Source organism: Parasphingorhabdus pacifica (genome assembly GCF_054779195.1).
On record NZ_BAAGYS010000006.1, the window covers coordinates 89,723 to 116,256 of the forward strand.

Consider the following 26,534-nt stretch of genomic DNA (forward strand, 5'->3'; position numbering starts at 1 on the left):
CACCGAATCGGGCCGAGGAAGTGGGCCGCGACACCGGGGGTGCTTCCGCGGAGTGGCTCCGGTGGAAGCCGATCCGCCCGGCAAGATCAACGGTCGGTTACGGTGTGGTCGAACCTGCGTACGAACGAAACGGCGAAACGTTAGGCTGCGCTGCGTGTCGGAAGACCTCACCGGGCGCCGTCTCGGTCATTACAAGATCGAGGGAGTGCTCGGCCGCGGCGGGATGAGCGTGATGTACCGCGCCACCGACGTCCGGCTGGGGCGCAAGGTCGCTCTCAAGGTCATGGGTGAGCACATCACCGGTGACGCCGAGTTCCGCGAACGCTTCGTCGACGAAGCCCGCAACACCTCGGCGATCGACCACGCCAACATCGTCCCGCTCTACGACTTCGGTGAAGTCGACGGGATGCTCTACATCGCGATGCGGCTGGTGGACGGATCCGACTTGGCGAGCCTCGTCAAGGACGGCCCGATATCGCCGCAGCGGGCACTGGACCTGCTTGGTCAGATCGCCGAGGCGCTCGATCTGCTGCACGAACGAGGGCTGGTGCATCTCGACCTCAAGCCCGCGAACGTGCTGGTCACCAGTCGCGAGTCCGTTCATGAGCACGTGTACCTCGCTGATTTCGGCCTCACTCGCCGCGGGGCCACCGGACACCGCACCACCAGCGGGGACTTCCTCGGGTCGCCCACCTACGCCGCTCCGGAGCACCTGCGTGGCGAGCCGGTCGACGGGCGCACCGACCTGTACGCGCTCGCCTGCATGCTGTTCGCCTGCCTCACCGGGCGTCCGCCCTTCCAGGGGCCGGTGCATGAGGTGATCCAGGGACACCTGTCTGGCGCGCCGCCCGCGGTGACTTCGCTGACCGTGCTGCCACCGGCCATCGACGACGTGCTGCGGTGCGGGATGGCGAAGAGCGCCGATCAGCGCTACGACGACTGCAAGGAACTGGTCGCCGCCGCAAGAACCGCCCTCGCGCCGGCAACCGGGCAGAGCGGGGAGACCCCGGCCGGCCCGCCCTCCGGGTCGTTGCCCGCGCAGCCGTACCCGAGTTCCGGGCAGTTCCAGCAGCAGGTGTCCCAACCGGGTCATGGGCAGCTCGGTCAACCCCAGCCCGGTCAACTCCAGCCCGGTCAAGTGCAACCCGGTCAGGTGCCGCCGGGCCCGCACGGACAGCAGCCGTCACCGGGGTCGGGGTTTCCGGCGCCGCAGCCTCCGCAAGCGTCGCCTCCGCAGGGTTTTCCGCACCAGGGCCCACCGCAACCGGGCCCACCGCAACCGGGCCCACCGCAGCAGGGCTTTCCGTCGCGGGGTCAACCGCCGCAAGGACATCCGCAGCAGCCGCTGCCGCAGCACGGTGGCGATCCGGTGCGGTTGCGCCCGCCGATGCCCGCGCAGTCTTCGTCGTTCCGGCAGCAGTCCGGTGGTGCGGCGCGCTGGGTGGTGCCGTTGCTGGTCGTGGCCGCGGTGACCGCGATCGTGATCATGTTCATCCTGATGTTCTCCGCGGCCTCCGGCGCTACCGGCGCTACCGGCGCTTCTGGTACTTCCGGCGCCACCACCGAAAGCACGTCCTCGTACAACGAGAACGAGTTGCCCAGCGAAGTCCCCACGGTCGGTGGCCGGTAGTCCCCGCCGGGAGCCGTCGGTCGCCCTCACGGGCCGGCCGGGGGCGTTCGCGGGGCCGGAGTAGCCCGCCGGGCCCGCCACGGCCTCGGCGGGGTTCGGTCGTCGCCGGCTGCCGCGGATTCCTGCCATCGGGTCTGCCTGTTCGCGGGCCGTTCGGCCGTCGGGTCGCTAAGCTGGGGTGCGAACGTCGGGTATCGGCGCCCCGGACACTCCGGGACACCACATCCGGCATCACCACGTCCGGCATCACCACGTCCGGCATCACCATGTCGGCTGGGTCTTGGCGCTGGTTGGGGCCGGGTTCGCGCGGGTGCTCTCGGCGCCCGGTTTCGCGGCGCGCGTCGTTCGTGGCATCGCCGAGCAGGCGCTTTTCCGGCCCGGATGGACCTTCACCGGTGGGAATCGGGACGCGTTGGCTTGCACTCGGCTCCCGGGAGTGCTAAACACGGAACTGGCACTCAGCGACGTTGAGTGCCAGGTCGGGACGGTGAGGCCGTTCTCGGCGCACCACACGACGGTGCGTCGGGCCGGTCGTCCGTCGCGGGCACCGAGCCTGGCCGAGCACGAGTCCTGCCGTGGGTGTGGAACCGAATCCCACGGCGTCCGGATAGGTGGAGGACCACACCGCAATGGCCAAAATGATCGCGTTCGACGAGGAAGCCCGCCGCGGTCTTGAGCGTGGCATGAACACCCTCGCCGACGCCGTCAAGGTGACGCTCGGGCCGAAGGGCCGCAACGTCGTGCTCGAAAAAAAGTGGGGCGCGCCGACCATCACCAACGACGGCGTATCCATCGCCAAGGAAATCGAGCTCGAGGACGCCTGGGAAAAGATCGGCGCCGAGCTCGTCAAGGAAGTTGCGAAGAAGACCGACGACGTCGCGGGTGACGGAACCACCACCGCCACCGTGCTGGCTCAGGCACTCGTCCGCGAGGGTCTGCGCAACGTCGCGGCAGGCGCCAGCCCGATCGCCCTCAAGCGGGGCATCGAGAAGGCCACCGAGGCGATCGCCGAGCAGCTGCTCAAGAACGCCAAGGAGATCGAGACCAAGGACCAGATCGCTTCCACCGCGGCGATCTCGGCCGGTGACCGTCAGATCGGTGAGCTGATCGCCGAGTCGATGGACAAGGTCGGCAAGGAAGGCGTCATCACCGTCGAGGAGAGCAACACCTTCGGGCTCGAACTCGAGCTCACCGAGGGTATGCGCTTCGACAAGGGCTACATCTCGCCTTACTTCGTCACCGACTCGGAGCGGATGGAGGCAAGCCTGGATGACCCGTACATCCTGCTGCTCAGCTCCAAGGTCTCCAACATCAAGGACCTTCTCCCGCTGCTGGAGAAGGTCATGCAGTCCAACAAGCCGCTGCTGATCATCTGCGAGGACGTCGAGGGCGAAGCGCTGTCGACCCTGGTGGTCAACAAGATCCGCGGCACCTTCAAGTCCGTTGCGGTCAAGGCTCCCGGCTTCGGTGACCGCCGCAAGGCGATGCTGCAGGACATGGCCGTCCTCACCGGCGGTCAGGTCATCAGCGAGGAGGTCGGCCTCAAGCTGGAGACCGCCGACCTGCCGCTGCTGGGGCAGGCCCGCAAGGTCGTCGTCACCAAGGACGAGACGACGATCGTCGAGGGCGCCGGGGACGACGAGCAGATCGCGGGCCGGGTCAACGAGATCCGTGCCGAGATCGAGCGCTCGGACTCCGACTACGACCGCGAGAAGCTGCAGGAGCGGCTGGCCAAGCTGGCCGGCGGCGTGGCCGTCATCAAGGCCGGTGCGGCGACCGAGGTCGAGCTCAAGGAGCGCAAGCACCGCATCGAGGACGCGGTCCGCAACGCCAAGGCCGCCGTCGAAGAGGGCGTCGTCGCTGGTGGTGGCGTGTCCCTGCTGCAGGCAGCGGTTTCCGCGTTCGACGGCCTCAAGCTCGAGGGCGACGAGGCGACCGGTGCCAACAGCGTGAAGCTGGCCGTCGAGGCCCCGCTGAAGCAGATCGCCATCAACGCCGGCCTCGAAGGCGGCGTCGTGGCGGAGAAGGTCCGCGGCCTGCCCACCGGACACGGCCTCAACGCCGCGAGCGGCGAGTACGAGGACCTGCTGTCCGCGGGCATCATCGACCCGGCCAAGGTCACGCGCTCGGCGCTGCAGAACGCCGCGTCGATCGCCGGCCTCTTCTTGACGACCGAGGCCGTCGTCGCCGACAAGCCGGAGAAGGGTGGCGACGCCGGCGCGGCGGCCGCCGACCCGACCGGCGGCATGGGCGGCATGGGCATGATGTGATTTCCCCCTGACGGGCTCGCGCGTTCGCGCGTGGTCCCAACTGGTGGAGTCGCTCGCGAAGGGCCGTCCCCGGGAATCCCGGGGGCGGCCCTTCGTGCCGTTTCCCGCTTTCCGCGTCCACACTGACCCCCGCATGGTGCACATCGCGGTGTGTCGGAGCACGTCAACGAAAGACCGGCTGCCGCATGTGATCTCCTGGCACCGGGAATGGTCGAGTGAGGAGGCGCGGCGCGATGTCGCTTCGAAAGTCGTTCGCCGGACAGGGTGCGCGGGGACGCCTCGGCATGCTGGCGGCGCTGTTGAGCGTGGCCCTGGCTGCCGGTTGCGCGAACGAACCGCCACCGCCGCCGCCCGGTCCCGCTCCGTCGACCATGCCGACGCAGGAAGACGCCGAACCCGTGCCGCAGGTGACGCCGCAGCCCCGCAAGGTGGTTCGGCTCGGTGACGACATCCCGGTGCGCGGCAAGGTCGAGGTCGTGGTCGATCCGCTCGTCGACCAACCCACCCGCGACCTCGCGGCGCGAGTGCTGCGGACGGCAGGGGCCGAAGAGGTCCGGGTGCGCGAACCCGGCCCACCGGACGAAGACACCTCACTGCGGGTACGCATCGGACACCGCACCGCGCCCGGGGTCGTGAAGGGGCTGCAGGACCTCGGATTCGGTGCGCCTTCTCCGCTGGAGCCCGAGGGCTACGTGCTGGCTGGACGGGACGGTTCCGACCTCGTTCTGGGGGCCAACGACTCGGCGGGCGCGTACTACGCGGTGCAGACGCTGCGACAGCTGACCTCGCCCGGCCGCATCGCAGGTGCGGGCATCGTCGACGAACCGCTGATGCCGTTGCGCGGCAGCATCGAAGGCTTCTACGGGAGTCCGTGGACCCACGCGGAGCGGATGGACCAGCTCGCGTTCTACGGCGCCTTCAAGCTGAACACCTACATCTACGCGCCCAAGGACGATCCGTTCCACCGGGAGCGGTGGCGGGATCCGTACCCGCCGGAGAAACTCGCCGAGCTCCGCGAACTCATGGCGCAGGCAGGCAGCCACCATGTGCGGTTCACGTTCGCGCTCTCGCCGGGCACGTCGATCTGCTACAGCGATCCGGCCGATGTCGACGCGCTGATCGCCAAGATGCGCTCGATGTACGACGCGGGTGTCCGGGACTTCTCGGTACCGCTGGACGACATTTCCTACACCCGCTGGAACTGCTCGGGTGACCAGGACGTCTACGGTCCGCCCGACGAGGGAGCGGCCGGGCAGGCGCAGGCCGACCTGCTCAACCGGGTGCAGCACGAGTTCATCGCCACTCACGACGACGTGGCGCCGTTGCAGATGGTGCCCACCGAGTACTCCGACATGGACGACTCCGCCTACAAGACGGCCCTGCGGACCGGACTCGACCCGAACATCCGGGTGATGTGGACCGGTGACGGCGTGATTCCCGAGCAGATCACCGTCGCCGACGGCAGGCAGGCAGCGGAGGTCTGGGGTCGAAAGCTGTTCCTGTGGGACAACTACCCGGTCAACGACTTCGACGGTTCGGTGGGCGCGTTGCTGCTCGGACCGTACGACAAGCGGGAACCGGGTCTCCACGAGCAGCTCGACGGTGTCGTGGTCAACCCGATGAACCAGGCCGCGGCGAGCAAGGTCGTGGAGATCGGCGCCGCCGACTTCGCCTGGAACGACGAGGCCTACGACCCGATGCGTGCATGGCGGGCGGCCGCCGAGCACCTCGCCGGTGATCGTTTCGACGCGCGGACGGCGAGCTTCTCGGCCGATCCCGCGACGGTCGAAGCGTTGCTGCTGTTCTTCGACCTGGAGTACTACTCGCCGCTGCCCAGCGAGGAACCTTGGCAGGGGCCCGCTCCGGGACTGGCCGCGAAGCTGGACGAGTTCCGGACGCAGTGGGACGCGGGCGATCGCACGGCCGCGCTGGCCGGGCTGCGCGAGCACGCGCAGGCGATCGCGAACGCACCGGAGCGCATCCGCGAAGGCGCGGCAGCCGATTTCACCTCGGACGCGGGGCCGTGGCTGCGGGCCACGGATCTGTGGGGCGATGCGCTGCTGGCGACGGTCGATGCCCTGGAGGCCCGTGAAGCGGGCGACCAGGTTCGAGCGGACGAGCGGTTCGCCGCCGCCGACCGGCTCGCCGACCGGGCGAGCCGGGTGCGCACCACTCCCGGCGAGACCCGCCCGCAGGGACCGGTCAAGGTCGCCGAAGGTGTGCTGGACGTCTTCATCCGGGAGGCGCCCGAACTGCGGTGATCCGGCTCGGGCGAGCTCTGCGCGGGATCGTCGTTGCCGGGGAGATCAATCCTCTTCCGGGACGACGATCCAGCAGGCGATGTAGAGCACTATTCCGAGGCCGAAGCCCAGCAGCGTCGCGGCGATGAGCAGGATCCGCAGGAGAGCGGCGTCGACGCCGAGGAACTCGGCGCCGCCACTGCAGACCCCGCCGAGCATCCTGCCGGAATGGCTGCGGCGGAGCTTTCGGATGTTGGCTTGCGCTCCCGCACCGACGGTCGTGTTCCGGTCGGTGCCATTTTCGAAGCCCGCGTGCTCGTTGACGTGGTCGGTGGCGTGGGTCCGGTCGGTGCGGCCGGCGGGGTCGGTGTGCTGCGTGGCGTTCTCCATCATGACCCCAGCCTGCTCGCCGCGAGGGCCGCCGGGATCCGGAACTTCCCTGATCCGTCCACCCCATCTCCCCTGAGAGAGCGTCTGTGAAGGTCAGCGGGTGAGGTGGTTGCTGAGTTGCCAGCTGGCGGCGGTCCGGATCATGGCTTCGTGGGTGGCTGGGAGGCGTAGTCCGGACGAGGCAGCGGAACGTGGTCAGCCAGGCGAGGGAGCGTTCCACGACCCAGCGGCGGTGGAGCAGGACAAAGCCCTTGGCCTTCGGTGTGGATTGCGACCTCAACGCCGATCACCAGGAGGCCCTCGTGGTCACATCCCGTCATCAACGACTGGATCCTGACCTCACTGGGAGACAGGTCCTGGTCAGTCTCGGACCGTGCGGTGGATGTCGAGGAGGTTGCTCTCCTGCTCCTCCCAGCGGTCGTAGAGCGCGTCACTCCCCGAGCGGGCCATCAGCTGGGCTTCACCACGGGTGATCGGCAGCAACGTGATCAGCTGCAGCACCGGCCGCCCCTCGGCGTCGAGCAGCACGTCGAAATCGTCCCCGAGGTACGGGTGCGGGGCGGCCAGTGCTCCCGCGATCTCGGTGTCCGGTAGGAGCACCCGGTCGTTCATGATCAGTGCGCCGTAGCCGACCCGGCTGTTCGATTCGGTCAGCAGCTCCGCGACCACCCCGGTCAGGTGCCGCGCGTGGAGTTCCTGGTCGGCCCGCAGCGTGCAGATGAGTTCCTGCGGGAGCGGGGCGCCCGCTGTGCGCATGCGCAACCCGCTGGTCAGCACCGAGACGTGCTCGCCGTCCCGATGGTCGCAGTAGACGAGGTGGTAATCGCGTTCGCGCTCTCCGGCCGCACTGCTCTCCGCCCCCCGGACCGGGCCCACGTGTTTCTCGACGTGCGCGGGGAAGTCACTGAACCGGTTCAAGATCTCCTCGTCCTTTCGGTTTCTTCGGATCTTCTCACGGTCGCCGGGTTGCCTGGGGTGACCCGGGACGGAGCGGTTCCGAACGCGCGCGGCGAGCTTTGGCGCTGGAGCAAATCACCGACGACCAATACGCTCGCGGAATGGCGGACGACGACGTGCTCGACATGAAGTCACCGGACATGGTCGCCGATGCCCTCGATCGGACCGGTTACCTGCCGGACGAGGGCATCGCGACGGCGGCGTTCCTCGCCATGCGCATGCGGCGGCCCCTGCTGTGCGAGGGCGAGCCGGGCACGGGCAAGACCGCGCTCGCCCAGTCGTTGGCGACCGCGCTCGGAGTCGACCTGATCCGGCTGCAGTGCCACGAGGGCATCGACGCGGCCCAAGCCCTCTACGACTGGGACTTCCCCCGGCAGTTGCTGCACCTGCGCACGCTGGAGGCGGCATCGGGCGGATCGTTGGACGCGGAATCGGCGGAGTCCTCGCTGTACACGCCACGATTCCTGTTGGCCCGCCCGCTGTTGCGCGCCTTGCAGGATGCGCCGTGCGTGCTGCTGGTCGACGAGATCGACCGGGCGGACGACGAATTCGAGGCGTTCCTGCTGGAGGTTCTCTCGGAGTACTCGGTGAGCATTCCGGAGTTCGGCGTGGTGCGGGCGGCGGAACCGCCGATCGTGGTGCTCACCTCGAACCGGACCCGGGAGGTGCACGACGCGCTGAAGCGCCGCTGCCTCTACCACTGGCTCGAACACCCGGGTCTCGATCGGGAGGTGGCGATTCTGCGCAGGCGGATGCCCGATCTGGAGTTGCGCCTGGCCGAGCAGATCACCGACGCCGTGCAACGGATGCGGCGGATGGAGTTGCTCAAGCCGCCCGGTGTGGCCGAGGCGTTGGACTGGGCTCGTGCGTTGGCGGAACTCGGCGGCGGCGAGTGGGATCCGGAACGCGCGGCGAGCACGCTCGGCGCGGTGTTGAAGTACCGGGAGGACACCGAACGGGTCCGCGAGGCGGGCGTGCTGACTTCGGAGTGAGCGGGTCGCGGCCGGGAGTGCGGTGGCTCCGGAGCTGAGCGGCCGGGGAGGGGATCCGCGACGACGGTCGATCGATCCGTGCCGATTCTGGCGGGATGGGAGCACAATTCGGATATGGACCATGCGCTGGAAGGCCTGGTGGGTTTCGCACGGGGACTGCGGTATTCCGGCATGGCGTGTGGCCCCGACCGGGTGCAGGCGTTCCTCGCCGCGGTCGAGGAGGTCGGCGTCGAGGATCGGGAAGCCCTGTACTGGGCGGGCCGGTTGACGCTGTGCTCCGATCCCGATGATCTTCCCCGGTTCGACGCCGCGTTCGAGTGCTGGTTCGGGCCCGCCGGGATGCCCGCACCGGTGGAGGGCATCGCGGTGCCCCGCCCGGCGCGGATAGCGGCGTTGTCCCCGCCGGAGGACGAGTCCGGTGATGCGGAGGAGTCCGACCCGTTGTCGGTAGCCGCGAGCCGGACCGAGGTGTTGCGCCGACGGGACGTCTCCGAACTCGGGGATCAGGAACGCGAACACCTGCGCAGGATGCTCGCGACGCTGCGGCCGGACCCGCCGACCCGACCGGCGGTGCGGTACGGCCGGTCCCGTCGCGGGCCGTTGGATTCGCGGTCGACCCTGCGGGAGATGCTGCGCACCGGTGGAGAACCGATGCGGATGCGCCGTCACCAGCGGTCCCGCCGGCCGCGGCGGGTCGTGCTGTTGATCGACGTTTCGGGATCCATGAGTCCCTACGCGGATGCGCTGCTGCGATTCGCCCACGTGGTGGTGCGCCGTTCCCCGGCGAGTACGGAGGTGTTCACGCTCGGAACCCGGATGACCCGGGTGAGCAGGCAGTTGCGGCAGCGCGATCCGGAGCGGGCGCTGGCGGCGGCGTCACGGGCGGTACCGGATTTCTCCGGAGGGACCCGGCTCGGCGACACCCTGCGGGCGTTCCTGGACCGGTGGGGCCAGCGCGGGGTTGCCAGAGGTGCGGTCGTGGTGGTCTTCTCCGACGGCTGGGAGCGCGGTGACGTCACGCAGCTCGGTTCGCAGCTGAACCGGCTGCGGAGATTGTCCCGCGCGGTGGTGTGGGCGAATCCGCACGCGGGGCACGAGGGCTACGAGGCGGTCCAATCCGGGATCGTGGCCGCCCTGCCGCATGTGGATCGTCTCGTCGCCGGGCACAGTCTTCGGTCGTTCGAGGAGCTGTGGGCCTGGGTGTCGAAGCTGTCCCGTTCCCCGGCGGTCGGGTGACGGTGGAATGCGAGGTGCGGTGTGCGTGACGTGTTGGACGACCTGGCCAAGAGGTGGGAGACCGGGGAATCGGTGGGCTTGGGCACGGTAGTGGCGACCTTTCACTCCGCGCCCCGGCCCGCCGGGGCGGCGATGCTGGTGAGTGCGGACGGTGCCGCGGTCGGCAGCGTTTCCGGTGGCTGCGTCGAGGGCGCGGTGTACGAGCGCGCGACCGCCACGCTGGAAGGCGACGACCCCGGTCTGCAGCGTTACGGCGTCAGCGACGACGACGCGTTTTCGGTCGGGTTGACCTGCGGCGGGATTCTCGATGTCTTCGTGGAGCGGATCGACCGGCGGACCTTCCCGGAGCTCGACCAGGTCGTCAGGTCGGTGCGCGCGGAGGAACCGGTCGCGGTGGTCACCGTGGTGGAGCATGCGGGGGCGGAGCCCGACCCGGACCGCCCCGAGCAGCCGGATACCGCACTGGTGGGTACGCATCTCGTTGTGTGGCCGGCTCGTCGTGCGGGCGGAACCGGCTCGCAGCGGATCGACGATGCGGTGATCGATGACGCGCGCGGCATGCTCGCCAGCGGTCGCAGCGGAGTGCTGGAGTACGGGCCGGAGGGGCAGCGCCGTGGTGAAGGACTCCGGGTCTTCGTCAACTCCTTCGAACCCGCCCCCAGGATGCTGGTGTTCGGCGCGATCGATTTCGCCGCGGCGATGGCCCGAATGGGCTCGTTCCTGGGCTACCGGGTGACGGTATGCGACGCGCGTCCGGTGTTCGCCACCCGCAGCAGGTTCCCCGAGGTCGACGAGGTGGTGGTCGATTGGCCGCACCGCTATCTCGCGGCCGAGGTGGCGGCCGGTCGACTGGATCAGCGCAGCGCGGTGATGGTGCTGACCCACGACCCCAAGTTCGACGTGCCGGTGCTGGAGGTGGCGTTGCGCGAACCACTGGCCTACATCGGTGCGATGGGGTCTCGCCGCACGCACGAGGACCGGTTGCGCAGGCTGCGGGAGCAGGGCGTCGAAGAGGCTGTGCTGGCCAAGTTGTCCTCCCCGATCGGGCTCGATCTGGGGGCACGAACACCGGAGGAGACGGCGGTCTCGATCGCCGCCGAGTTGATCTCGTTGCGGTGGGGCGGAGGTGGGGGCCGACTCTCCGAGAGCCAGGGCCCCATTCATCACGACGAGTGATCTTCGGAGTTCGGGAAAACCGGCGTCCGGCACGCCGCGCGTGGGCTTGCCCGCAGCGGCGGCACGTAGCACGCTCATGGGGGTGACCCCCGTCACCTGGACGGAGGGAAAGTCCGGCCGAATGTCCGTGCTCGCGGGTCCGGTCCGCACAAGGGAGGCCCAATGCCGCGCATCACCGTCGACGTCGACGGCTCCCAGTACACCGACGATGTCGAACCTCGAACCCTGCTCGTCCACTACCTCCGGGAAAACCTGGGCAAGGTAGGCACCGTCATCGGTTGCGACACCAGCAACTGCGGCGCATGCACCGTTCATCTGAGCGGTCAGAGCGTCAAGTCCTGCTCGGTGCTCGCGGTCCAGGCCGACGGTCAGGACGTCACCACGGTCGAGGGACTAGCCCAGGATGGCCGACTGCACCCGATGCAGCAGGCGTTCCACGAGAACCACGCTCTGCAGTGCGGGTTCTGCACACCGGGCATGATCATGCAGTCCCTGGACCTGCTGGCCGAGACGCCCGACCCCGACGCCGCACAGGTCCGCGAAGGGCTGGAAGGCAACCTCTGCCGTTGCACCGGCTACCAGAACATCGTCAGTGCTGTTCAGGACGCCGCGCAGCGCATGCGGCCCGGTGCAGGCCCCGAGATCGAACACACCGCCGACACACCGCAGCAGCGGCCGGCGAGCGAGCAGCCGACCGAGACGAGAGTTTCGGGAGGGCAACAGTGACATCCACCGTAGAGCCCGAACTCGGTCGATCCCGTCAGCGCAAGGAGGACGCGCGCCTGGTCGCGGGCCGGACGCGCTGGACCGACAACATGGTGCTGCCGGGGATGCTGCACCTGGCGATCCTGCGCAGCCCGGTGGCGCACGCGCGGATCACCTCCCTGGACACCACCGAGGCCGAACGAATGTCCGGCGTGCAGGCCGTGATCACCGGACGGGACATCGCCGACGAGCAGGGCAGCCTGCCCTGCGCCTGGCCCGTCACCGAGGACCAGAAGGCACCGCCCGCCCCGTCGCTGGCGGTCGACACGGTCAACTTCGCGGGTGAAGCCGTCGCCGTGGTCGCCGCTCGAAGCGCGGCGGAGGCGCGGGACGCGCTGGACATGATCGATGTGGACTACGAGGACCTGCCGGTGGTCCTCGACCTCGAATCGGCGGCCGGGGAGGGAACCGACCTGGTCCACGAGGACCTCGGCACCAACCGGAGCGCGACCTGGACCTTCGACTCCGCCGAGGCGGGCACCGGAACCGATGTCGAAGACGCCCTGTCCGACGCTGAGGTCAAGGTCGAACGCACCTTCCGGCAGCAGCGCCTCATCCCGGCCTTCATGGAACCCCGGTCGGTGCTGGTGGACCCCACCGCCGAGCAGATCACCATGTGGTCGGCCACGCAGGTGCCGCACATCCTCCGGCTGATGCTGGCCATGTCGCTCGGCGTCCCCGAGCAGAAGATCCGGGTCATCGCCCCCGACGTCGGCGGCGGTTTCGGCGGCAAGCTGCAGGTGACGCCCGAGGAGTTCATCACCCTGCTGCTGGCCCGCAAGCTGGGCCGGCCGGTGAAGTGGACGGAGAGCCGCTCCGAGACGATGGTCTCCGCCCACCACGGCAGGGACCAGGTGCAGAAGCTGGCCCTGTCCGCGCGGTCGGACGGCACCGTCACGGGCCTGAAGGTCCAGCTGCTCGCCGACATGGGCGCGTACCTGCGCCTGGTGACGCCGGGTGTGCCGATCCTCGGCGCGTTCATGTTCAACTCGATCTACAAGTTCCCGGCGTACCACTTCTCTTGCACGAACGTGTTCACCAACAAGACCCCCACCGACGCTTACCGGGGCGCGGGACGACCGGAGGCCACGTTCGCCATCGAGCGGATGATGGACGAGCTCGCCGCCGAGCTGGGCATGGACCCGATGGAAGTGCGGCGCAAGAACTGGATCGGCCACGACGAATTCCCGTACGACACCGTCGCCGGGCTCACCTACGACTCCGGTAACTACGAGGCGGCGACCGCCCGCGCGCTGGAGCTCTTCGGGTACGACTCGCTGCGTGCCGAGCAGGCGGAACGGCGGAACCGGGGGGACACGGTGCAGCTGGGCATCGGGATCTCCACGTTCACCGAGATGTGCGGACTCGCGCCCTCACGGCTGCTCGGATCGTTGTCCTACGGCGCGGGCGGCTGGGAGAACGCCTCGATCCGCATGTTGCCGACCGGCAAGGTCGAGGTGGTCACCGGCTCCTCCCCGCACGGCCAGGGACACGTGACGGCGTGGAGCCAGATCGTGGCCGACCGGCTGGGCGTCCCCTTCGACGACGTGGAGGTGTTGCACGGCGACACCCAGAGTTCGCCGAAGGGCATGGACACCTACGGGTCGCGTTCCCTGACCGTGGGCGGGATGGCCGTGGTCGCCGCCGCGGACAAGGTGATCGACAAGGCCAAGCGGATCGCCGCGCACATGATGGAGTGTTCCGAGGACGATCTGGAGTTCAGCGGTGGCCGGTTCGCGGTCCGGGGCACCGACCGCGGAACCGCGATGGCCGACATCGCGTTGGCCGCGTTCACCGCGCACGACCTGCCCGACGGCGTGGAGCCCAGCCTTGACGCCGACGCGACGTTCGATCCGGAGAACTTCTCGTTCCCGCACGGCACGCACCTGTGCGCGACGGAGGTCGACACCGAGACCGGTGCGGTGCGCATCCGCTCGTACGTCTGCGTCGACGACGTGGGCAAGGTCGTCAACCCGATGATCGTGGAAGGCCAGATGCACGGCGGGCTCGCGCAGGGCATCGCGCAGGCCTTGTTCGAGGAGGCGATCCACGACGAGGACGGGACGTTGACGACGGCGACCCTCGCGGACTACCTGGTGCCGTCGGCGACCGACCTGCCGGAGTTCGTCACGGACCGCACCGAGACACCGGCGACGTCGAACGCGCTGGGCGTCAAGGGGGTCGGCGAGGCGGGCACCATCGCCTCCACACCCGCGGTGGTCAACGCGGTGGTGGACGCGGTGCGCCACCTCGGCGTCGACGACGTGGAAATGCCGTGTTCGCCTCAACGGGTCTGGCGCGCCGTCCACGGCGCCGGACGGAGTTCTCAGACGGAATCGGAAGCAGGTGGCGGTTTGGGCTCGATCGACACCGCCGGCGGATTCGCCACCGGCGAGCAGGGAGGTACGCGGTGATCCCCGCATCGTTCGACTACGTGGCACCGACAACGGTGCAGGAGGCGGTGACCGCACTCCGGGAGGCGGGCGAGGAAGCCAAGGTCCTCGCGGGCGGGCAGAGCCTGCTGCCGGTGCTGCGAATGCGGCTCGCCGATCCGCAGATCGTCGTGGATCTCGGCAAGGTGGCCGAGCTCCAGGGCGTGCGCGAAGAGGGCGACACGGTCGTCATCGGTTCGATGACCACCCACCACCAGGTGGTGCGCGAGCAGCTGATCAGGCAGCACGCCGAGCTGATCGCGCTGGCCACCCGCACCGTGGCCGACCCGCAGGTGCGCCACCGGGGGACGTTCGGCGGTTCCCTCGCGCACGCCGACCCGGCGGGAGATCTGCTGGCCCCCGCACTGGCGCTGGACGCGGAGATGGTCGTCGAGGGGCCGTCCGGGAGGCGCACGGTGCCTGCCGAGGACTTCTTCGTCGACTACTTCACGACAGCGCTCGAAATGGACGAGCTGCTCGTCGAAGTGCGGGTGCCCAAGCTGACCGGTTGGAGCGCCCACTACGAGAAGTTCAATCGCGTCGCCCAGGCGTGGTCGATGGTCGGGGTCGCCGCCGCGCTCCGGACTCAGGACGGTGCCATCGCCGAGGCCCGCATCGGTCTGACCAACATGGGGTCGACGCCGATCCGGGCCACCGGTGTGGAGCGGGCGCTGGTGGGGCAGCCTGCGACTGCCGAGACGATTCGCGCCGCCGCGAGTCACGCCGCGGAGGGAACCAGCCCGACCAGCGATGCCAGTGCTGATTCCGATTATCGCGAGCATCTGGCGGAAGTCCTCACCGGGCGAGCGGTCTCGACCGCCGTGGGAATCTAGGACGTCCGCCGGGGTGGCCGGGTCCGGCTGGATCCGGCCACCATCCCAGGGGCGGTGTGGCACCGTCAGAACGTCAGCTCGGAGAACGAGGAGGGTCTTCCCTTGCGGATGCAGCACCAGTTCACCGTTCCGGCCCCGGTCGACGTGGCGTGGTCCGCGCTGCTCGACCCGGAACGGGTGGCACCGTGCATGCCTGGTGCCACCTTGACCAAAGCGGAAGGAAACGACTTCGCCGGATCGGTGAAGGTGCGGCTCGGGCCGATTTCCCTGTTGTACAAGGGCAACGGTTCGTTCAGCGAGATCGACTCCGAGAATCACCAGGTCGTGATCGACGCGAGTGGTAAGGACTCGCGAGGGAACGGGACGGCGGCGGCCACGGTGACGGCCGTCCTCACCGAACACGGTGAGCGGACCTCGGTCACGGTGGATACCGACCTGAAGGTGACGGGCAAGCCGGCTCAGCTCGGTCGTGGCCTGATCTCCGAGGTCGGGGGCAAGATCATCGACCAGTTCGCGGAATGCCTGGCCGGTCGGTTGTCGGTCACCCAGGAGTCGGCCAGCCAGGAATCGGCCAGCCAGGAGTCGGCCACCCAGGAACCGGCTTCCCAAGAGTCCGCCAGCCAGGAATCGGCTCCCCGGGAATCGACTGCCGCCGAGTCCGCGGCGGCGGGTACGGGAGCAGCCGCTCGCGCGGCCGATGGTGATCGCGAACCGGACACCGCCGCCGGTCGCGGCAACGGTGGCCCGGCTGCGGCCCCCGGCACGTCCGGACGGCGCCGTGGTGAACGGCCCGTCGGGCGCCCACCGGCCTGGCGAGTCACCCCGCCGTCGGAGGAGTCGGCGGCGACCGGTACGTCCACCGCGGCACAGGAGCACGCCTCGAACCGGGCCGATGCCGTGGTCACCGGCAAGACGATGCCTTCCGACGAAGCCATCGACCTGCTGGGGACGGCGGGTACTCCGGTACTCAAGCGGATCGTCCCGGTGGCCGGGGCGATCGTGGTGGTCGTGCTGCTGCTGCGGATGCTTCGCCGCCGTCGGCGCTGAATCTCCATGGTGGATCTTGGTGGTGGGTTCCGTGGCGGGTGGTCCGGTTGGGTGCGTGGCGAAAGCGGCCGGCGCCGCTTGAGGGATGCGGATCACCCGTAGTAGGGCGGCTGCTGGGTGCCGGGCGCTCGTGGGGGTAAAAGCGGCTGGCACCGCTTGAAAGATGTGGCTGCCGCGTCGGTGCCGCTGATGGCGTGGGATGCGCCGGGCGAGTGCTTCAGGTGGCGAGTAGGGCGTGCACGCGGCGCAGGCGTTCGAGCCATCGCCGCTGGGTACCGGCGGTGGGCGTCGCTGCCGCCACCCTTGCCGGGTCCGGTTCCGGCGGGCGCCGCAGCACCGACACGCCGCCATCGACGGGCATGAGCGGCTGATCGACCACGTCGCCGTCGAGTAGCGCGGCGGTGCCCAGCCCGCACGCGAACGGCAGATCGGGCAGCGCCCCCGCGAGAGCTGCTTGTGCCGAGAGTCCGATGCTGGTTTCCACGGCCGAGGACACGACGCAGGGGAGACCGGCGGCTTCGGCGACCCGGAGGGACTGCCGCACGCCACCCAGCGGGCTCGCCTTGATCACGGCGATGTCGGCCGCACCGGCCACCGCCACCCGCATCGGGTCGTCGGCGCGGCGGATCGACTCGTCGGCGGCGATGCGCACGTCGACATGCTTGCGGACGGCGGCGAGCTCGTCGAGCGAGGCACAGGGCTGTTCGACGTATTCGAGCCCGCCCGCGACCCGGTCGAGTTCACGGATCCGGGTGACCGCCTCGTCGACGTCCCAGCGTGCGTTGGCGTCCACCCGGATGTTGCCGCTGGAGCCGAGGGCATCGCGCACGGCCGTGACCCGCTCGACGTCCTCGTTCGTGGACTGCCCGGCTTCGGCGACCTTGACCTTGGCGGTGGCGCAGCCGGAGCTGGTGACGATCTCGTGCGCACGTTTGGGAGCCACGGCGGGCACGATGCAGTTGACCGGGACGCGGTCGCGGGTCGGCTCCGGCCAAGGTCGGGTGCAGGCCTCGAGCGCGGCGGCGAGCCAGGGCACCGATTCGTCGTCCGAGTAGTCCTCGAACGGGCAGAAGTCGCCCCAACCGGCCGGGCCACTGAGCAGGACACCTTGGCGGACGGTGACGCCCCGGAATCTCGTGCGCATCGGCAGCGCGTAGACGCGGACCGCATCGAGTTCCGCCAGGTCGATGTACGCCGCGCTCGTGGTCATGCACGTGGTCCTTTCAGCCTCGGTCGACGTGGTGTGCTCGTGCGGGTCGGCAACCGCCGTCCGTACCGTCCGGAGGCCACGGATGCGCCTGTGGCTGGAGAAGCCGCAGGTGAGCGCTATGCGACGCTGGGTCGGCCGAGGTCGAACACGTCCACTTCGAAGCGAGCCCACTGCTGGCGCAGTGCGGTGACCCCATTGTCGAGTATGAAGTTCAGCTCGCCGAGCGTGACGGGCAGCAGGGTGAAGACCTGCAGCTGTTCGACACCGTCGTTGTCGGTGAATCTGGTGAACTCGGGCGGGAACAGGGGATGCCCGCTGGCGAGTACCCCGTGGAACTCGGTGTTGGGCAGCAGTGGCTTCTCGTTGGGCACTATCTGGTCGGGAACCAGATGGGCGCCGGTGCGCACGAGCAGCTCGGAGGTCACGTCGACCAGGTGTCGGGCCGCCTCGCTCTGCTCCTTGTAGACCGTGCACGCCAGTTCCTGGGCGGGCTCGGCGCCCAGCGGCTGGAATCGCAGGCCGCTGCTGATCACAGTGCTGAGGTGGTATTGGGCGAGGTGGAAGAACACCAACCCGTATCCTCGGTTCGCACTGCGAACGTTGGGTGGTTCCGCTGACGTGGGCTCACCCGCATAGCGTTCGAGGTTCTCGGCCAGTCCCACGAACCTGTGCGCACCACCCAGCGCAATGCTTTGCTTCTCGGCGCTCATCCGATCTCCAGTACTGCGTGTACCCGTCGTAACGGTAACCGGTTCGGGGTCAAGGATGGACACTTTCGAGTCACACCGAGGCGAGGTGCCGGACTCCCCCGAATCTTCCGGCCGGCGAAACCCGTGGTTCAACGCTGGCTCCCCGTGCAGAGCCTAAAGAAGGCGCGGAGACTGCTCGCGAGGTGGTCATGAGAGCTCCTCGCATTCAGTGGCTCCAACAGGTGTCACATCGCTCGACAGGAAGATGATCGTACGCATGTCCCGGCACCCGAAGTCACGGGTGCCGGTCTCGGACCTCCTCAGCCGGCGTCCGGAATCGCCGGACCGAGCAGGTCGTCGGCGTCCATGATCCGGTAGGCGTAGCCCTGCTCGGCGAGGAACCGCTGGCGGTGCGCGGCGTACTCGGTGTCCAGGGTGTCCCGCGCTACCACCGAGTAGAAGTGCGCCTGATTGCGTTCGACCTTGGGGCGGAGCAGCCGACCGAGCCGCTGTGCCTCTTCCTGGCGGGATCCGAACGTGCCCGAAACCTGCACCGCCACCGACGCCTCCGGCAGGTCGATGGAGAAGTTCGCGACCTTCGAGACCACCAGTCGGCTGATCTCACCGCGCCGGAACGCTTCGAACAGCGCCTCCCGTTCCTTGTTCTTCGTCGACCCCTCGATGATCGGGGCGTCCAACGCCGCGCCGAGATCGTGCAGCTGCTCCAGGTACGCGCCGATCACCAGGGCGGGTTCGCCGGGGTGTTGATCGAGGATCGCCTGGACCACCGGAGCTTTCGTGCGGGCGGTGGAGCAGAGCTTGTAGCGCTCTTCGGCTTCGGCGGTCGCGTACTGCAGCCGTTCCTCGTCGGTGAGCGTGACCCGGACCTCGACGCATTCGGCCGGGGCGATCCAGCCTTGCGACTGGATGTCCTTCCACGGTGCGTCGAAGCGTTTCGGGCCGATCAGCGAGAAGACGTCGCCCTCCCGGCCGTCCTCGCGCACCAGCGTGGCGGTGAGCCCCAGCCTGCGGCGGGATTGCAGGTCGGCGGTCATGCGGAAGACCGGCGCGGGCAGCAGGTGCACCTCGTCGTAGACGACCAGGCCCCAGTCGCGGGAGTCGAACAGCTCCAGGTGCTTGTACTCGCCCTTGGACTTGCGGGTGATCACCTGATACGTGGCGATCGTGACCGGGCGGATCTCCTTCTTCTCACCCGAGTACTCGCCGATCTCCTCTTCGGTCAGCGAGGTGCGCTCGATCAGCTCGCGCTTCCACTGCCTGCCCGCCACCGTGTTGGTGACCAGGATCAAGGTCGTCGCCCGCGCTTCGGCCATCGCGGCCGCACCGACGAGCGTCTTGCCCGCACCGCACGGCAGCACGACCACACCGGATCCGCCTGCCCAGAAGGATTCCACGGCTTGTCGCTGGTAGTCCCGCAACTCCCAGTCGTCCTGCTCCAGCGAGATCGGGTGTGCCTCGCCGTCGACGTATCCGGCGAGGTCCTCGGCGGGCCAGCCGATCTTGAGCAGCATCTGCTTGAGCCGTCCGCGTTCGACCGGGTGCACCACGACGGTGTCCTCGTCGATGCGCTCGCCGAGCATCGGCGAGATCTTCTTGTTCTTCAGGACCTCTTCCAGCACCGCGCGGTCGAGCGAGATCAGCACGAGTCCGTGGGTCGGATGGTTGGCCAGTTGCAGCCGCCCGAAGCGCTCCATGGTCTCGGCGATGTCGACCAGCAGCGGTTGCGGGACGGGATACCGGGAGTGCCGCACCAAGCCGTCGACCACCTGCTCGGCGTCGTGCCCGGCCGCGCGCGCGTTCCACAACGCCAGCGGGGTGATCCGGTAGGTGTGCACGTGTTCGGGCGCGCGTTCCAGTTCGGCGAACGGTGCGATCGAGGTGCGTGCGGCGTCGGCCTGGGCGTGGTCGACCTCCAGCAGCAAGGTCTTGTCGGACTGGACGATCAGGGGGCCGTCGGTCACGGGGCGGGCTCCTCGCGGTCGGGGTCTCACGCGTCGCCTGCGCGTGGAGCGGCTTTGCGCTGGTGGTCGGCAGCGCCCGGGACAACGGGCGAGCCATCGTCCAGTATTCCAGCGCCGGTCGAATCGGGCGTTGTGCCGTGGGCGTCCGCGCTACCTGATTAGCTGGGAGCCAACGTCGAGAAGGCGTGGTTTGTCCGAGTCGAGTGTCCGACGAAGAGGGATCAGTGAGCTTTCCACCGCAGCAGCCGGGTCCGCAGGGCCCGTGGGAGTCCCAGCAGGGGGCTGGCGACGGGTATTCCGGGCAGGACCCGTCGCAGGACTTCTGGCGCCAGGTGGCTGCCGGCCAGCAGGACCCGAATCAGCAGGCCCAATACCAGCAGGCCCAATACCAGCAGGACCCGTACCAGCAGGCCCAGTATCAGCAGGCCCCGTATCAACATGCGCAATATCAGCAGTCGCCGTACGAGGGTTGGGCGCAGCATCCACCGCCCGCGTCCGGGGGCGGAAAGAATCTCGGCCTGATCGCGGCACTCGTCGCGGTCGGCATCGTCGTCGTGGTCGGTGGCGGGCTGGTCGCGTTCCTGTCCTTCGGGGTGTCTCCGGACTCGGGTGGCGAGGCCGCCCCGGCTACTCAGCAGCAGTCCGATGACCCGGCGCCGCAGGCCGACCCGGTCTTGCCGGGAAGCGTGCGTCCGGGGGACTGCATCGACATCGGAGACTCGGACGACAGTCCGGTCACGACGGCCGAGTGCGGTTCGTTCCAGTCGGACTACGAGGTGGCCGAGGTCATCGACGTGGCCGATCTGAATCGCTGCCCCGATACGTTCGCCATCACGTGGGAGGGCGAGACCTTCTGCGTGCTGCTCGACGCGAAACAGGGGGACTGCCTCGCGGTCTACCAGGACGACCCGTCCTTTGTTCCTTGGAAGGTGGATTGCTCGAGCTCCGATAATCCGGACCAGGTGACGAAGGTCGCCGACGTCGCCAATTATGCGTCCGTCTGCTCCGAGAACGAAGGCTATTACTCGTTCGTCGATCCACCACGCACGGTTTGCTTCGCACCCGTGGAACATGCCTGATTTGCACGTTGAGTGACGAATTGGGCTGGCTAATCTACCCTTCGTGTGATGGTCTTGCGGGCAGGCGTTGAGCAGCAACAACGTGTTGTCCTGCGGTTGTTCCACTTGCGGCGAAGGGTGTGCGATGTGCGCCGATGCGAACACGGTGCGTGATGTTTCCAGGCAGGTAATGCGCGACCTGGGTCTGACCACTGTCTTCGGAAACCCGGGGACGACCGAAGTGTCGTTTCTGACCGATTGGCCGGACGATTTTCACTACGTTCTCGGGCTGCAGGAGTCGGTGGTGGTCGCGATGGCGGACGGCTACGCGCAATCACGCCGCGCGGCCACCCTGGTGAACCTGCACTCGGCAGGAGGTGTCGGTCACGCGCTCGGGGCCATCTTCACCGCTTACCGCAACCGCACACCGCTGATCGTTACTGCCGGGCAGCAGACCCGGACGTTGATGGCCGACGAGCCCTTCCTCGGCGCCACCGACGCGGCCACCTTCCCGAAGCCCTACGTGAAGTGGAGTTGCGAACCGGCGAGTGCGGCGGACGTGCCTGCCGCTCTCGTACGGGCGCATCAACTGGCCACCCAACCACCGGCGGGCCCCGTATTCGTCTCCATTCCGGCCGACGACTGGGACCAGCCTTGCTCGCCGGTGACGGCAGGCCCCCCGATTCCGGGTTTCGCGCCCGACCCGAACGCCGTCGTCGAACTCGCCGAAGCGCTCGCGAACTCCCGGCGGCCGGCATTCGTGGTGGGACCCGCCGTCGACGCCGACGGGGTCGTCGACGAGATGGTCGATCTGGCGGAGACGACCGGGGCGTCGGTGTGGGTGGCACCGATGTCGCCGCGCTGTTCCTTCCCGGAGGATCATCCGAACTTCGCAGGATTCCTGCAGCCCGAGCGACGGGCGCTGGCCGCCGAGCTGGCAGAGCACGACCTCGCCGTGGTGTGGGGTGCGCCCGCGTTCACCTACCACGTCTACCGGGGCGAATCCGACATCGAACCGCCCGAGCTGTTCCTGGTGCACGACGATCCGGAAGTGCTGGCCAGGGCTCGATTCGGACGAGGAGTCCTCGGCACGCTGGCGCACTCGACCCGGCAGGTCGGAGAGCGCGTGCGTGCGCAGGGCTGTTCCATCGAACCGGACAAGCCCCGCGGCTACGTGCGCCCGGAGAAGCCGGAACCCGCCACCCCGATGTCCGCGGCATACGTGTTCGATCGGGTCAACGCGGCGCTGCCCGCGGGGGCGGCCGTCGTGGAGGAGACTCCGAGCCACCGCAACGAGCTGCACGAGCACTTCCCGATCACCTCGCGCGACGGTGGCTTCTTCGCCGGGTTCTCCGGAGCGCTCGGGTACGGCATCGGGGCAGCGGTCGGGGTGGCCATGGCCGATCCGACACGCCGTACCGTCGCGCTGCTCGGCGACGGCAGCAGCATGTACGGCATCCAGGCCGTTTGGTCGGCGGTGCGGGAGAACGCGCCGGTCACCTTCGTGGTGCTGGACAACGCGCGCTACGGGGCGGTGGCGGTGCTCGGGGAGGCAGCGGGCGGCAACGGGCTGCCCGGTGTCGAGCTCGGTGGCATCGACTTCGAGGGGCTCGCCCGCAGCCTGGGGTGCCCGGCCCGACGGGTTCGCACCCCGGACGAGCTTTCCGACGCGCTGGCGGAAGACCTGGCGGCCGCGAATGACGGGCCGCGGCTGTTGCACGTGGAGGTCGACCCGGAACAGCGCTACCTGTACTGAGCGGTGGCCCACACCTGGCGGATTTGCGCGGTCAGGTGTGGGTCATCGCATCTTCCGACTCAGGTACCGGATCCGCTCATCGCGCCGGACGAGTCGCTCGGCGTCTTCAACAGCCGGGCGACCTCGCTGCGCAGGTGCACGAACGTCTCCGACTCGCGCGTGGCGATCTGGTCCCGCTCGGCGCCGAGCGGGACCGGGATGTCGGCCACGATGGAGGCGGGCGAGGACGAGAGCACGAACACCCTGTCGGCGAGGTAGATGCTCTCGTCGATGTCGTGGGTGACCACCAGTACCGTGCTCTCGAACCGTGCTCGCACCTGGAGCAGCAGGTCCTCCAGCTCGAAGCGGGTCTGGGCGTCGACCGACGCGAAGGGTTCGTCCATCAGGAGCAGGGACGGGCGGCAGGCGAGTGCACGGGCGATCGACACCCGCTGCTGCATCCCGCCCGAGAGCTGCCACGGGTACTTCCCGCCCTGCCCCGACAGGCCGACCCATTCGAGGACCTCGTCGGCCCGGCGGCGCCGTTCGGCGCGGTCCACGCCACGCGAGCGCAACGGGAACTCCACGTTGCTCCGCACGGACAACCACGGGAACAGCGAGCGGCCGTAATCCTGGAAGACCACCGCGAGATCCTCCGGCACCCCGTCGACGACGTCACCGTGCAGCAGCACCTGGCCGCTGGTGGGTGCGTGGAGTCCCGAGATCGACCGCAGCAGGGTGGACTTGCCGCAGCCGGAGGGGCCCACGATGCAGGCCAGTTCTCCCGAACGCACCTCGAAGTTGAGGTCCTCGATGGCGACGTGGCCCGTGCCGGCAGCGCCGTAGCGGTGCCCCAGGCCTCGCACATCCAGCATGGTCGCCATTGTCATCCTCCTAGCTTCGCGGCGGTCGCTTGTGGGCTCTGGGACGGTTGCCAGCTCAAAGCCCTGCGCTCCACCGCGAGCAGCAGCGTGTTGAGGGTGTAGCCGAGCACGCCCAGCAGGACGATCCCGGCCCACATGGGTGGGAAGTCGAACTGTCGTTGGCTGAAGACCAGCTGGTAGCCGATGCCGTTGGTCGAGCCGACCAGTTCGGAGATGACCATCAGCACCAGCGCCAGCGACAGGCTCACCCGAAGCCCCGCGAAGATCTTGGGCAGCGCGGCGGGCAGCACCACACCGAACACCCATTGCGGGCGGGAGATGCGGAAGGATCGCGCGGTGTCGACCTTGACCTGGTCCACCGACCGGACACCGTCCACGGTGTTCAGCAGGATCGGCCACACGACGCCGAACACGATGACCGTGATCTGCATGGTGGTCCCGATGCCCAGCAGCACCAGGAACACCGGCACCAGTACCGGCGGTGGGATCGCCCGCATGAACGCCATGAGCGGGCCGAAGTAGTCGAGCGCCGTGCGTGAGCGGCCCATCGCCGTACCCAGTGAGACGCCGATGACCACCGCGATCAGCCAGCCGCCGAGGATGCGTCCGATGCTGGCAAGCACGTCCTCGTACACCGTCGAGGTCAGGAACAACGACGACGGCGGTCCGCTGAACCAGAGCGATACCGCTGTCGCGCCGATCTCGCTGGGTGGTGGGAAGAACGGGCTCTGCGCGATCCGCGTCACGATCTCCCAGACCACGACCGCGCCGATGAACACCAGCCAACGATTGAGGAAGCCGCGTACCTGGTTCACACCGCCTCCCGATCCACCGCACTCCAGCGGAGCCCGCGCTTGTGCAGTTGTTCCAACGCTTCGTTGATCAGGTAGCCGACGAGCCCGGCGACCAGTGTGCCCGCGAGTACCAGGTCCATCCGGCCCGCACCGCTGCTGGCGGTGAGCACGAAGCTGCCGAGGCCGCTGCCGCCGCCTGCGAGGAATTCGGTGCTGACCACCAGGATCAGAGCCACGGCGGCCGACATCCGGATCCCGGTGAGCACGAAGGGCGCCGCGTTGGGCAGTGCCACGGTGAACATGATCCGTCCTCGGCCGAGGCCGAAGGAACGGGCGGTGTCGACCATGACGGGGTCGATCTCGTCCAGCGCGTAGATCGTGTTGAACAGGATCGGCCACACCGCCGCGTAGACCGCGAGCGCGATCTTGGTCTCCGGGCCGCTGCCGACGAGCACGATGGCCAGCGGGATCAGCGCTACGGAAGGGATCGGGCGGAGGAACTCGATGATCGCTCTGGTGGCCCCTCGGACCGCCGGTGCGCTGCCGAGCAGCAGGCCGGCGGGGACCGCTATGAGGACCGACAGGCCGAGCGCGATCGCCCACGCGAGCACGCTGGCGATCAGGTCCAGCAGGAACGCCTGGGTACCGAGCAGCTCGACGAGCCTGGTCAGCACGATTGAGGGTGGTGGGAAGTACTTCATCGCGACGATGCCGGACCTGCTGAACAGTTCCCACAGGAGGAACAGTCCGAGCAGGCCCACCCCGCCCTTGGAGAGCCGTGTCATCAGTTCTTCGGCTGGTCCACGATCATGTTGGCTACCTGGACCTCCTTGTCGAGGAAGCCGAATTCGCGCATCAGGCGGGGGACGCGTTCCAGCCGGGTCGCGTCGGCCCTGGAGTGCATGTTCAGCAGCCCGACGATGGACGCCGTCTTCGGGTCGATCTTGGCGAACTTCGGCAGCAGCGGTTCGATCTTGCTGCGGTCCTGCGCCTCCTTGGTGGCCTTGGCCATGGCCCGCTGGAAGGCGTCGACGGTCTTGGGGTTCTCCTCGACGAACTCGGCGGTCGATCCGTAGCCGGAGAGGGGCAGGTCCTCGGCCGGGCCGGTGGAGACGTCCAGGATCGGCACGGCTCCGCTGCCGCGGGCGGCGAGCGTCACGAACGGCTCCGTGAGCATCGCCGCGTCCACCCGCTGCTGCTGCAGCGCGGCGGGCATGTTCGGGAAGGAGATCGGGGTGAACTCGGCTTCTTCGAAGCTCACGCCGTGTGCGCGCATCGCGACCTTGGTCAGGAGTTCCGAGATCGTTCCCGCGGCGCTGATCGCGATCGTGGCGTCTTCGAGGTCGGCGGGTTCCTTTACCGACGACCCCGGGTAGGTCATGATCATGCTGGTCTCGCGGGACGCCGACGCGCAGTCGGCAACGATCTTCAGGTCGGCGACACCCTTCGCCTGGGCCTGGAAGAACGGCACGTAGCTGCTGTAGGTGATGTCGTAGTCGCCGCCGATCATGCTGTTGAGCGCGGCGGTGCCGTTGGCGGCGTTGACGATCTCCACCTCCAGGCCCTGCTCCTGGAAGGAGCCGTTCTCGCGCGCGAGGTAGAGCGGTGCGTGATCGGTGATCGGCAGCGCGCCGACGCGGATCTTGCTCTTCTCCACCTGCCCGTTGCCCTGGCCGGACGATTGGGATCCACCGAGGAGGCCGCATCCGCTGGCGCCCATCAACGCGCTGGCGGTGGCGACCCCACCGGCGAGTTTCAGCAGGTCGCGTCTGGGGACGCCTCGGTTGGAAATCGGGCTCATCTTCTCTCCTTGCATCGTCTGCCAGGTGGATGCTCGGTCGCCGAGCGCGTGAGGTTGTCCGCCCGACCGTGTCGAGTGTCTACGTGGTGGCGGGAGTGATTCGCGTCTCCGTTAGCTGTCTCGGTGCGCGGCCGAGCCCGTCGACCTCTCGAAGGGGAACCGCCGTTGACCGAGGGGCTGCTGTGAACGCAGTCTGTACGACGGCGCGTCACGGAAGCTCGATGCCCTCGCGACCGGACAGGCATCGCCGGAGCCCGGCAGCGAGGCATGACGTCTCCAGTGGCCATGGGCGGGGTAAGCAAGGCAACTGTAGAAGGTTGAACCACCTACGACAACCAGCAGTAACCGCGACGTTCGCACCGTCACAGCAGATGTGTTGTCTTCGCCACTCGAATGAGTCAACTGGCCCACTG

The 26,534-nt window shown here is 68.6% G+C and carries 21 protein-coding genes and 1 pseudogene; 12 read left to right on the forward strand and 10 right to left on the reverse strand.

Translation table 11 applies throughout. From position 1 onward, the window contains the following. The first annotated feature begins 154 nt into the window (after positions 1-154). From ACYVAN_RS06500 to ACYVAN_RS06510, 3 genes are all read left to right on the forward strand, one after another. Complete coding sequence (locus ACYVAN_RS06500) at positions 155-1,630, forward strand: serine/threonine protein kinase (protein WP_460956705.1); 1,476 nt, start codon at positions 155-157, stop codon at positions 1,628-1,630. A gap of 629 nt (positions 1,631-2,259) precedes the next feature. Continuing rightward, complete coding sequence (groL, locus tag ACYVAN_RS06505) at positions 2,260-3,900, forward strand: chaperonin GroEL (protein WP_460956707.1); 1,641 nt, start codon at positions 2,260-2,262, stop codon at positions 3,898-3,900. A 233-nt stretch (positions 3,901-4,133) separates the two neighbouring features. Then, positions 4,134-6,161 carry a beta-N-acetylhexosaminidase family protein gene (locus ACYVAN_RS06510; protein WP_460956709.1) on the forward strand — a complete coding sequence of 676 codons (2,028 nt, stop codon included), beginning with the start codon at positions 4,134-4,136 and terminating at the stop codon, positions 6,159-6,161. 45 nt (positions 6,162-6,206) lie between these two features. On the opposite strand, the gene ACYVAN_RS06515 is transcribed toward ACYVAN_RS06510, so the two are convergent. The 3 genes and pseudogenes from ACYVAN_RS06515 to ACYVAN_RS06525 all read right to left on the reverse strand — a co-directional run bounded on the left by ACYVAN_RS06515 (position 6,207) and on the right by ACYVAN_RS06525 (position 7,448). Next, positions 6,207-6,533, reverse strand: a complete 327-nt coding sequence (locus ACYVAN_RS06515) for a PspC domain-containing protein (RefSeq protein ID WP_460956711.1) — start codon at positions 6,531-6,533, stop codon at positions 6,207-6,209. Positions 6,534-6,702: 169 nt separating this feature from the next. Continuing rightward, a pseudogene (locus ACYVAN_RS06520) lies at positions 6,703-6,792 on the reverse strand (IS5/IS1182 family transposase); the annotation flags it as partial. 98 nt (positions 6,793-6,890) lie between these two features. Next, on the reverse strand, positions 6,891-7,448 hold the full coding sequence (locus ACYVAN_RS06525; protein ID WP_460956713.1) for a suppressor of fused domain protein: 558 nt from the start codon (positions 7,446-7,448) through the stop codon (positions 6,891-6,893). Between the two features lie 140 nt (positions 7,449-7,588). Between ACYVAN_RS06525 and ACYVAN_RS06530 the strand changes: the two genes are divergently transcribed. The 7 genes from ACYVAN_RS06530 (at position 7,589) to ACYVAN_RS06560 (ending at position 15,968) form a co-directional block, all read left to right on the forward strand. Beyond that, positions 7,589-8,479, forward strand: a complete 891-nt coding sequence (locus tag ACYVAN_RS06530; protein WP_460956715.1) for an AAA family ATPase — start codon at positions 7,589-7,591, stop codon at positions 8,477-8,479. Between the two features lie 114 nt (positions 8,480-8,593). After that, a complete protein-coding gene (locus ACYVAN_RS06535; RefSeq protein ID WP_460956717.1) occupies positions 8,594-9,715 on the forward strand; it encodes a vWA domain-containing protein in 1,122 nt (373 codons plus the stop codon). A gap of 21 nt (positions 9,716-9,736) precedes the next feature. Continuing rightward, entirely contained in the window at positions 9,737-10,891 is a 1,155-nt protein-coding gene (locus tag ACYVAN_RS06540) for an XdhC family protein (RefSeq protein ID WP_460956719.1), read from the forward strand. A 162-nt stretch (positions 10,892-11,053) separates the two neighbouring features. Next, complete coding sequence (locus ACYVAN_RS06545) at positions 11,054-11,617, forward strand: (2Fe-2S)-binding protein (protein WP_460956721.1); 564 nt, start codon at positions 11,054-11,056, stop codon at positions 11,615-11,617. Further along, positions 11,614-14,070 (forward strand): xanthine dehydrogenase family protein molybdopterin-binding subunit, encoded by a 2,457-nt coding sequence (locus ACYVAN_RS06550; protein WP_460956723.1) that lies wholly within the window; start codon positions 11,614-11,616, stop codon positions 14,068-14,070. Before ACYVAN_RS06545 ends, ACYVAN_RS06550 begins: the two co-directional genes overlap by 4 nt. Continuing rightward, positions 14,067-14,921 carry an FAD binding domain-containing protein gene (locus ACYVAN_RS06555; RefSeq protein WP_460956725.1) on the forward strand — a complete coding sequence of 285 codons (855 nt, stop codon included), beginning with the start codon at positions 14,067-14,069 and terminating at the stop codon, positions 14,919-14,921. Before ACYVAN_RS06550 ends, ACYVAN_RS06555 begins: the two co-directional genes overlap by 4 nt. A 108-nt stretch (positions 14,922-15,029) precedes the next feature. Further along, positions 15,030-15,968, forward strand: coding sequence for an SRPBCC family protein (locus tag ACYVAN_RS06560; RefSeq protein ID WP_460957788.1), 939 nt, complete (start codon positions 15,030-15,032; stop codon positions 15,966-15,968). A 217-nt stretch (positions 15,969-16,185) separates the two neighbouring features. On the opposite strand, the gene ACYVAN_RS06565 is transcribed toward ACYVAN_RS06560, so the two are convergent. The 3 genes from ACYVAN_RS06565 to ACYVAN_RS06575 form a co-directional block, all read right to left on the reverse strand. Next, complete coding sequence (locus ACYVAN_RS06565; RefSeq protein ID WP_460956727.1) at positions 16,186-17,178, reverse strand: o-succinylbenzoate synthase; 993 nt, start codon at positions 17,176-17,178, stop codon at positions 16,186-16,188. A 116-nt stretch (positions 17,179-17,294) separates the two neighbouring features. Then, the gene (locus ACYVAN_RS06570; protein ID WP_460956729.1) at positions 17,295-17,888 is read right to left on the reverse strand and encodes a suppressor of fused domain protein; all 594 of its coding nucleotides are present in this window, start codon (positions 17,886-17,888) and stop codon (positions 17,295-17,297) included. A 299-nt stretch (positions 17,889-18,187) separates the two neighbouring features. Then, positions 18,188-19,849: a DNA repair helicase XPB gene (locus ACYVAN_RS06575; protein ID WP_460956731.1), complete on the reverse strand. Its 1,662-nt coding sequence runs from the start codon at positions 19,847-19,849 to the stop codon at positions 18,188-18,190. 224 nt (positions 19,850-20,073) lie between these two features. Here ACYVAN_RS06575 and ACYVAN_RS06580 point away from each other — a divergent pair, with 224 nt between their 5' ends. Next, a complete protein-coding gene (locus ACYVAN_RS06580; RefSeq protein ID WP_460956733.1) occupies positions 20,074-20,928 on the forward strand; it encodes a hypothetical protein in 855 nt (284 codons plus the stop codon). 124 nt (positions 20,929-21,052) lie between these two features. Beyond that, positions 21,053-22,663: a benzoylformate decarboxylase gene (mdlC, locus tag ACYVAN_RS06585; protein WP_460956735.1), complete on the forward strand. Its 1,611-nt coding sequence runs from the start codon at positions 21,053-21,055 to the stop codon at positions 22,661-22,663. A 59-nt stretch (positions 22,664-22,722) separates the two neighbouring features. Here the strand turns inward: mdlC and ACYVAN_RS06590 are convergent, their stop codons facing one another. From ACYVAN_RS06590 to ACYVAN_RS06605, 4 genes are read right to left on the reverse strand one after another with little or no spacing between them, the layout of a single operon-like run. After that, positions 22,723-23,526: an ABC transporter ATP-binding protein gene (locus ACYVAN_RS06590; protein ID WP_460956737.1), complete on the reverse strand. Its 804-nt coding sequence runs from the start codon at positions 23,524-23,526 to the stop codon at positions 22,723-22,725. A 2-nt stretch (positions 23,527-23,528) separates the two neighbouring features. Continuing rightward, positions 23,529-24,341 carry an ABC transporter permease gene (locus ACYVAN_RS06595; protein ID WP_460956739.1) on the reverse strand — a complete coding sequence of 271 codons (813 nt, stop codon included), beginning with the start codon at positions 24,339-24,341 and terminating at the stop codon, positions 23,529-23,531. Next, on the reverse strand, positions 24,338-25,105 hold the full coding sequence (locus tag ACYVAN_RS06600; protein ID WP_460956741.1) for an ABC transporter permease: 768 nt from the start codon (positions 25,103-25,105) through the stop codon (positions 24,338-24,340). Before ACYVAN_RS06600 ends, ACYVAN_RS06595 begins: the two co-directional genes overlap by 4 nt. Then, positions 25,105-26,121 (reverse strand): ABC transporter substrate-binding protein, encoded by a 1,017-nt coding sequence (locus ACYVAN_RS06605; protein ID WP_460956743.1) that lies wholly within the window; start codon positions 26,119-26,121, stop codon positions 25,105-25,107. The genes ACYVAN_RS06600 and ACYVAN_RS06605 overlap by 1 nt, the downstream gene beginning before the upstream one ends. Positions 26,122-26,534 lie beyond the last annotated feature (413 nt).

Bases quoted from the DNA above. Each gene is read 5' to 3' on its own strand.
- groL (WP_460956707.1), top strand. From the start codon at position 2,260: ATGGCCAAAATGATCGCGTTCGACGAGGAAGCCCGCCGCGGTCTTGAG.
- ACYVAN_RS06510 (WP_460956709.1), top strand. From the start codon at position 4,134: ATGTCGCTTCGAAAGTCGTTCGCCGGACAGGGTGCGCGGGGACGCCTC.
- ACYVAN_RS06515 (WP_460956711.1), bottom strand. From the start codon at position 6,533: ATGATGGAGAACGCCACGCAGCACACCGACCCCGCCGGCCGCACCGAC.
- ACYVAN_RS06530 (WP_460956715.1), top strand. From the start codon at position 7,589: ATGGCGGACGACGACGTGCTCGACATGAAGTCACCGGACATGGTCGCC.
- ACYVAN_RS06535 (WP_460956717.1), top strand. From the start codon at position 8,594: ATGGACCATGCGCTGGAAGGCCTGGTGGGTTTCGCACGGGGACTGCGG.
- ACYVAN_RS06545 (WP_460956721.1), top strand. From the start codon at position 11,054: ATGCCGCGCATCACCGTCGACGTCGACGGCTCCCAGTACACCGACGAT.
- ACYVAN_RS06560 (WP_460957788.1), top strand. From the start codon at position 15,030: ATGCAGCACCAGTTCACCGTTCCGGCCCCGGTCGACGTGGCGTGGTCC.
- ACYVAN_RS06565 (WP_460956727.1), bottom strand. From the start codon at position 17,178: ATGACCACGAGCGCGGCGTACATCGACCTGGCGGAACTCGATGCGGTC.
- ACYVAN_RS06570 (WP_460956729.1), bottom strand. From the start codon at position 17,888: ATGAGCGCCGAGAAGCAAAGCATTGCGCTGGGTGGTGCGCACAGGTTC.
- mdlC (WP_460956735.1), top strand. From the start codon at position 21,053: ATGTGCGCCGATGCGAACACGGTGCGTGATGTTTCCAGGCAGGTAATG.
- ACYVAN_RS06590 (WP_460956737.1), bottom strand. From the start codon at position 23,526: ATGGCGACCATGCTGGATGTGCGAGGCCTGGGGCACCGCTACGGCGCT.
- ACYVAN_RS06600 (WP_460956741.1), bottom strand. From the start codon at position 25,105: ATGACACGGCTCTCCAAGGGCGGGGTGGGCCTGCTCGGACTGTTCCTC.
- ACYVAN_RS06605 (WP_460956743.1), bottom strand. From the start codon at position 26,121: ATGAGCCCGATTTCCAACCGAGGCGTCCCCAGACGCGACCTGCTGAAA.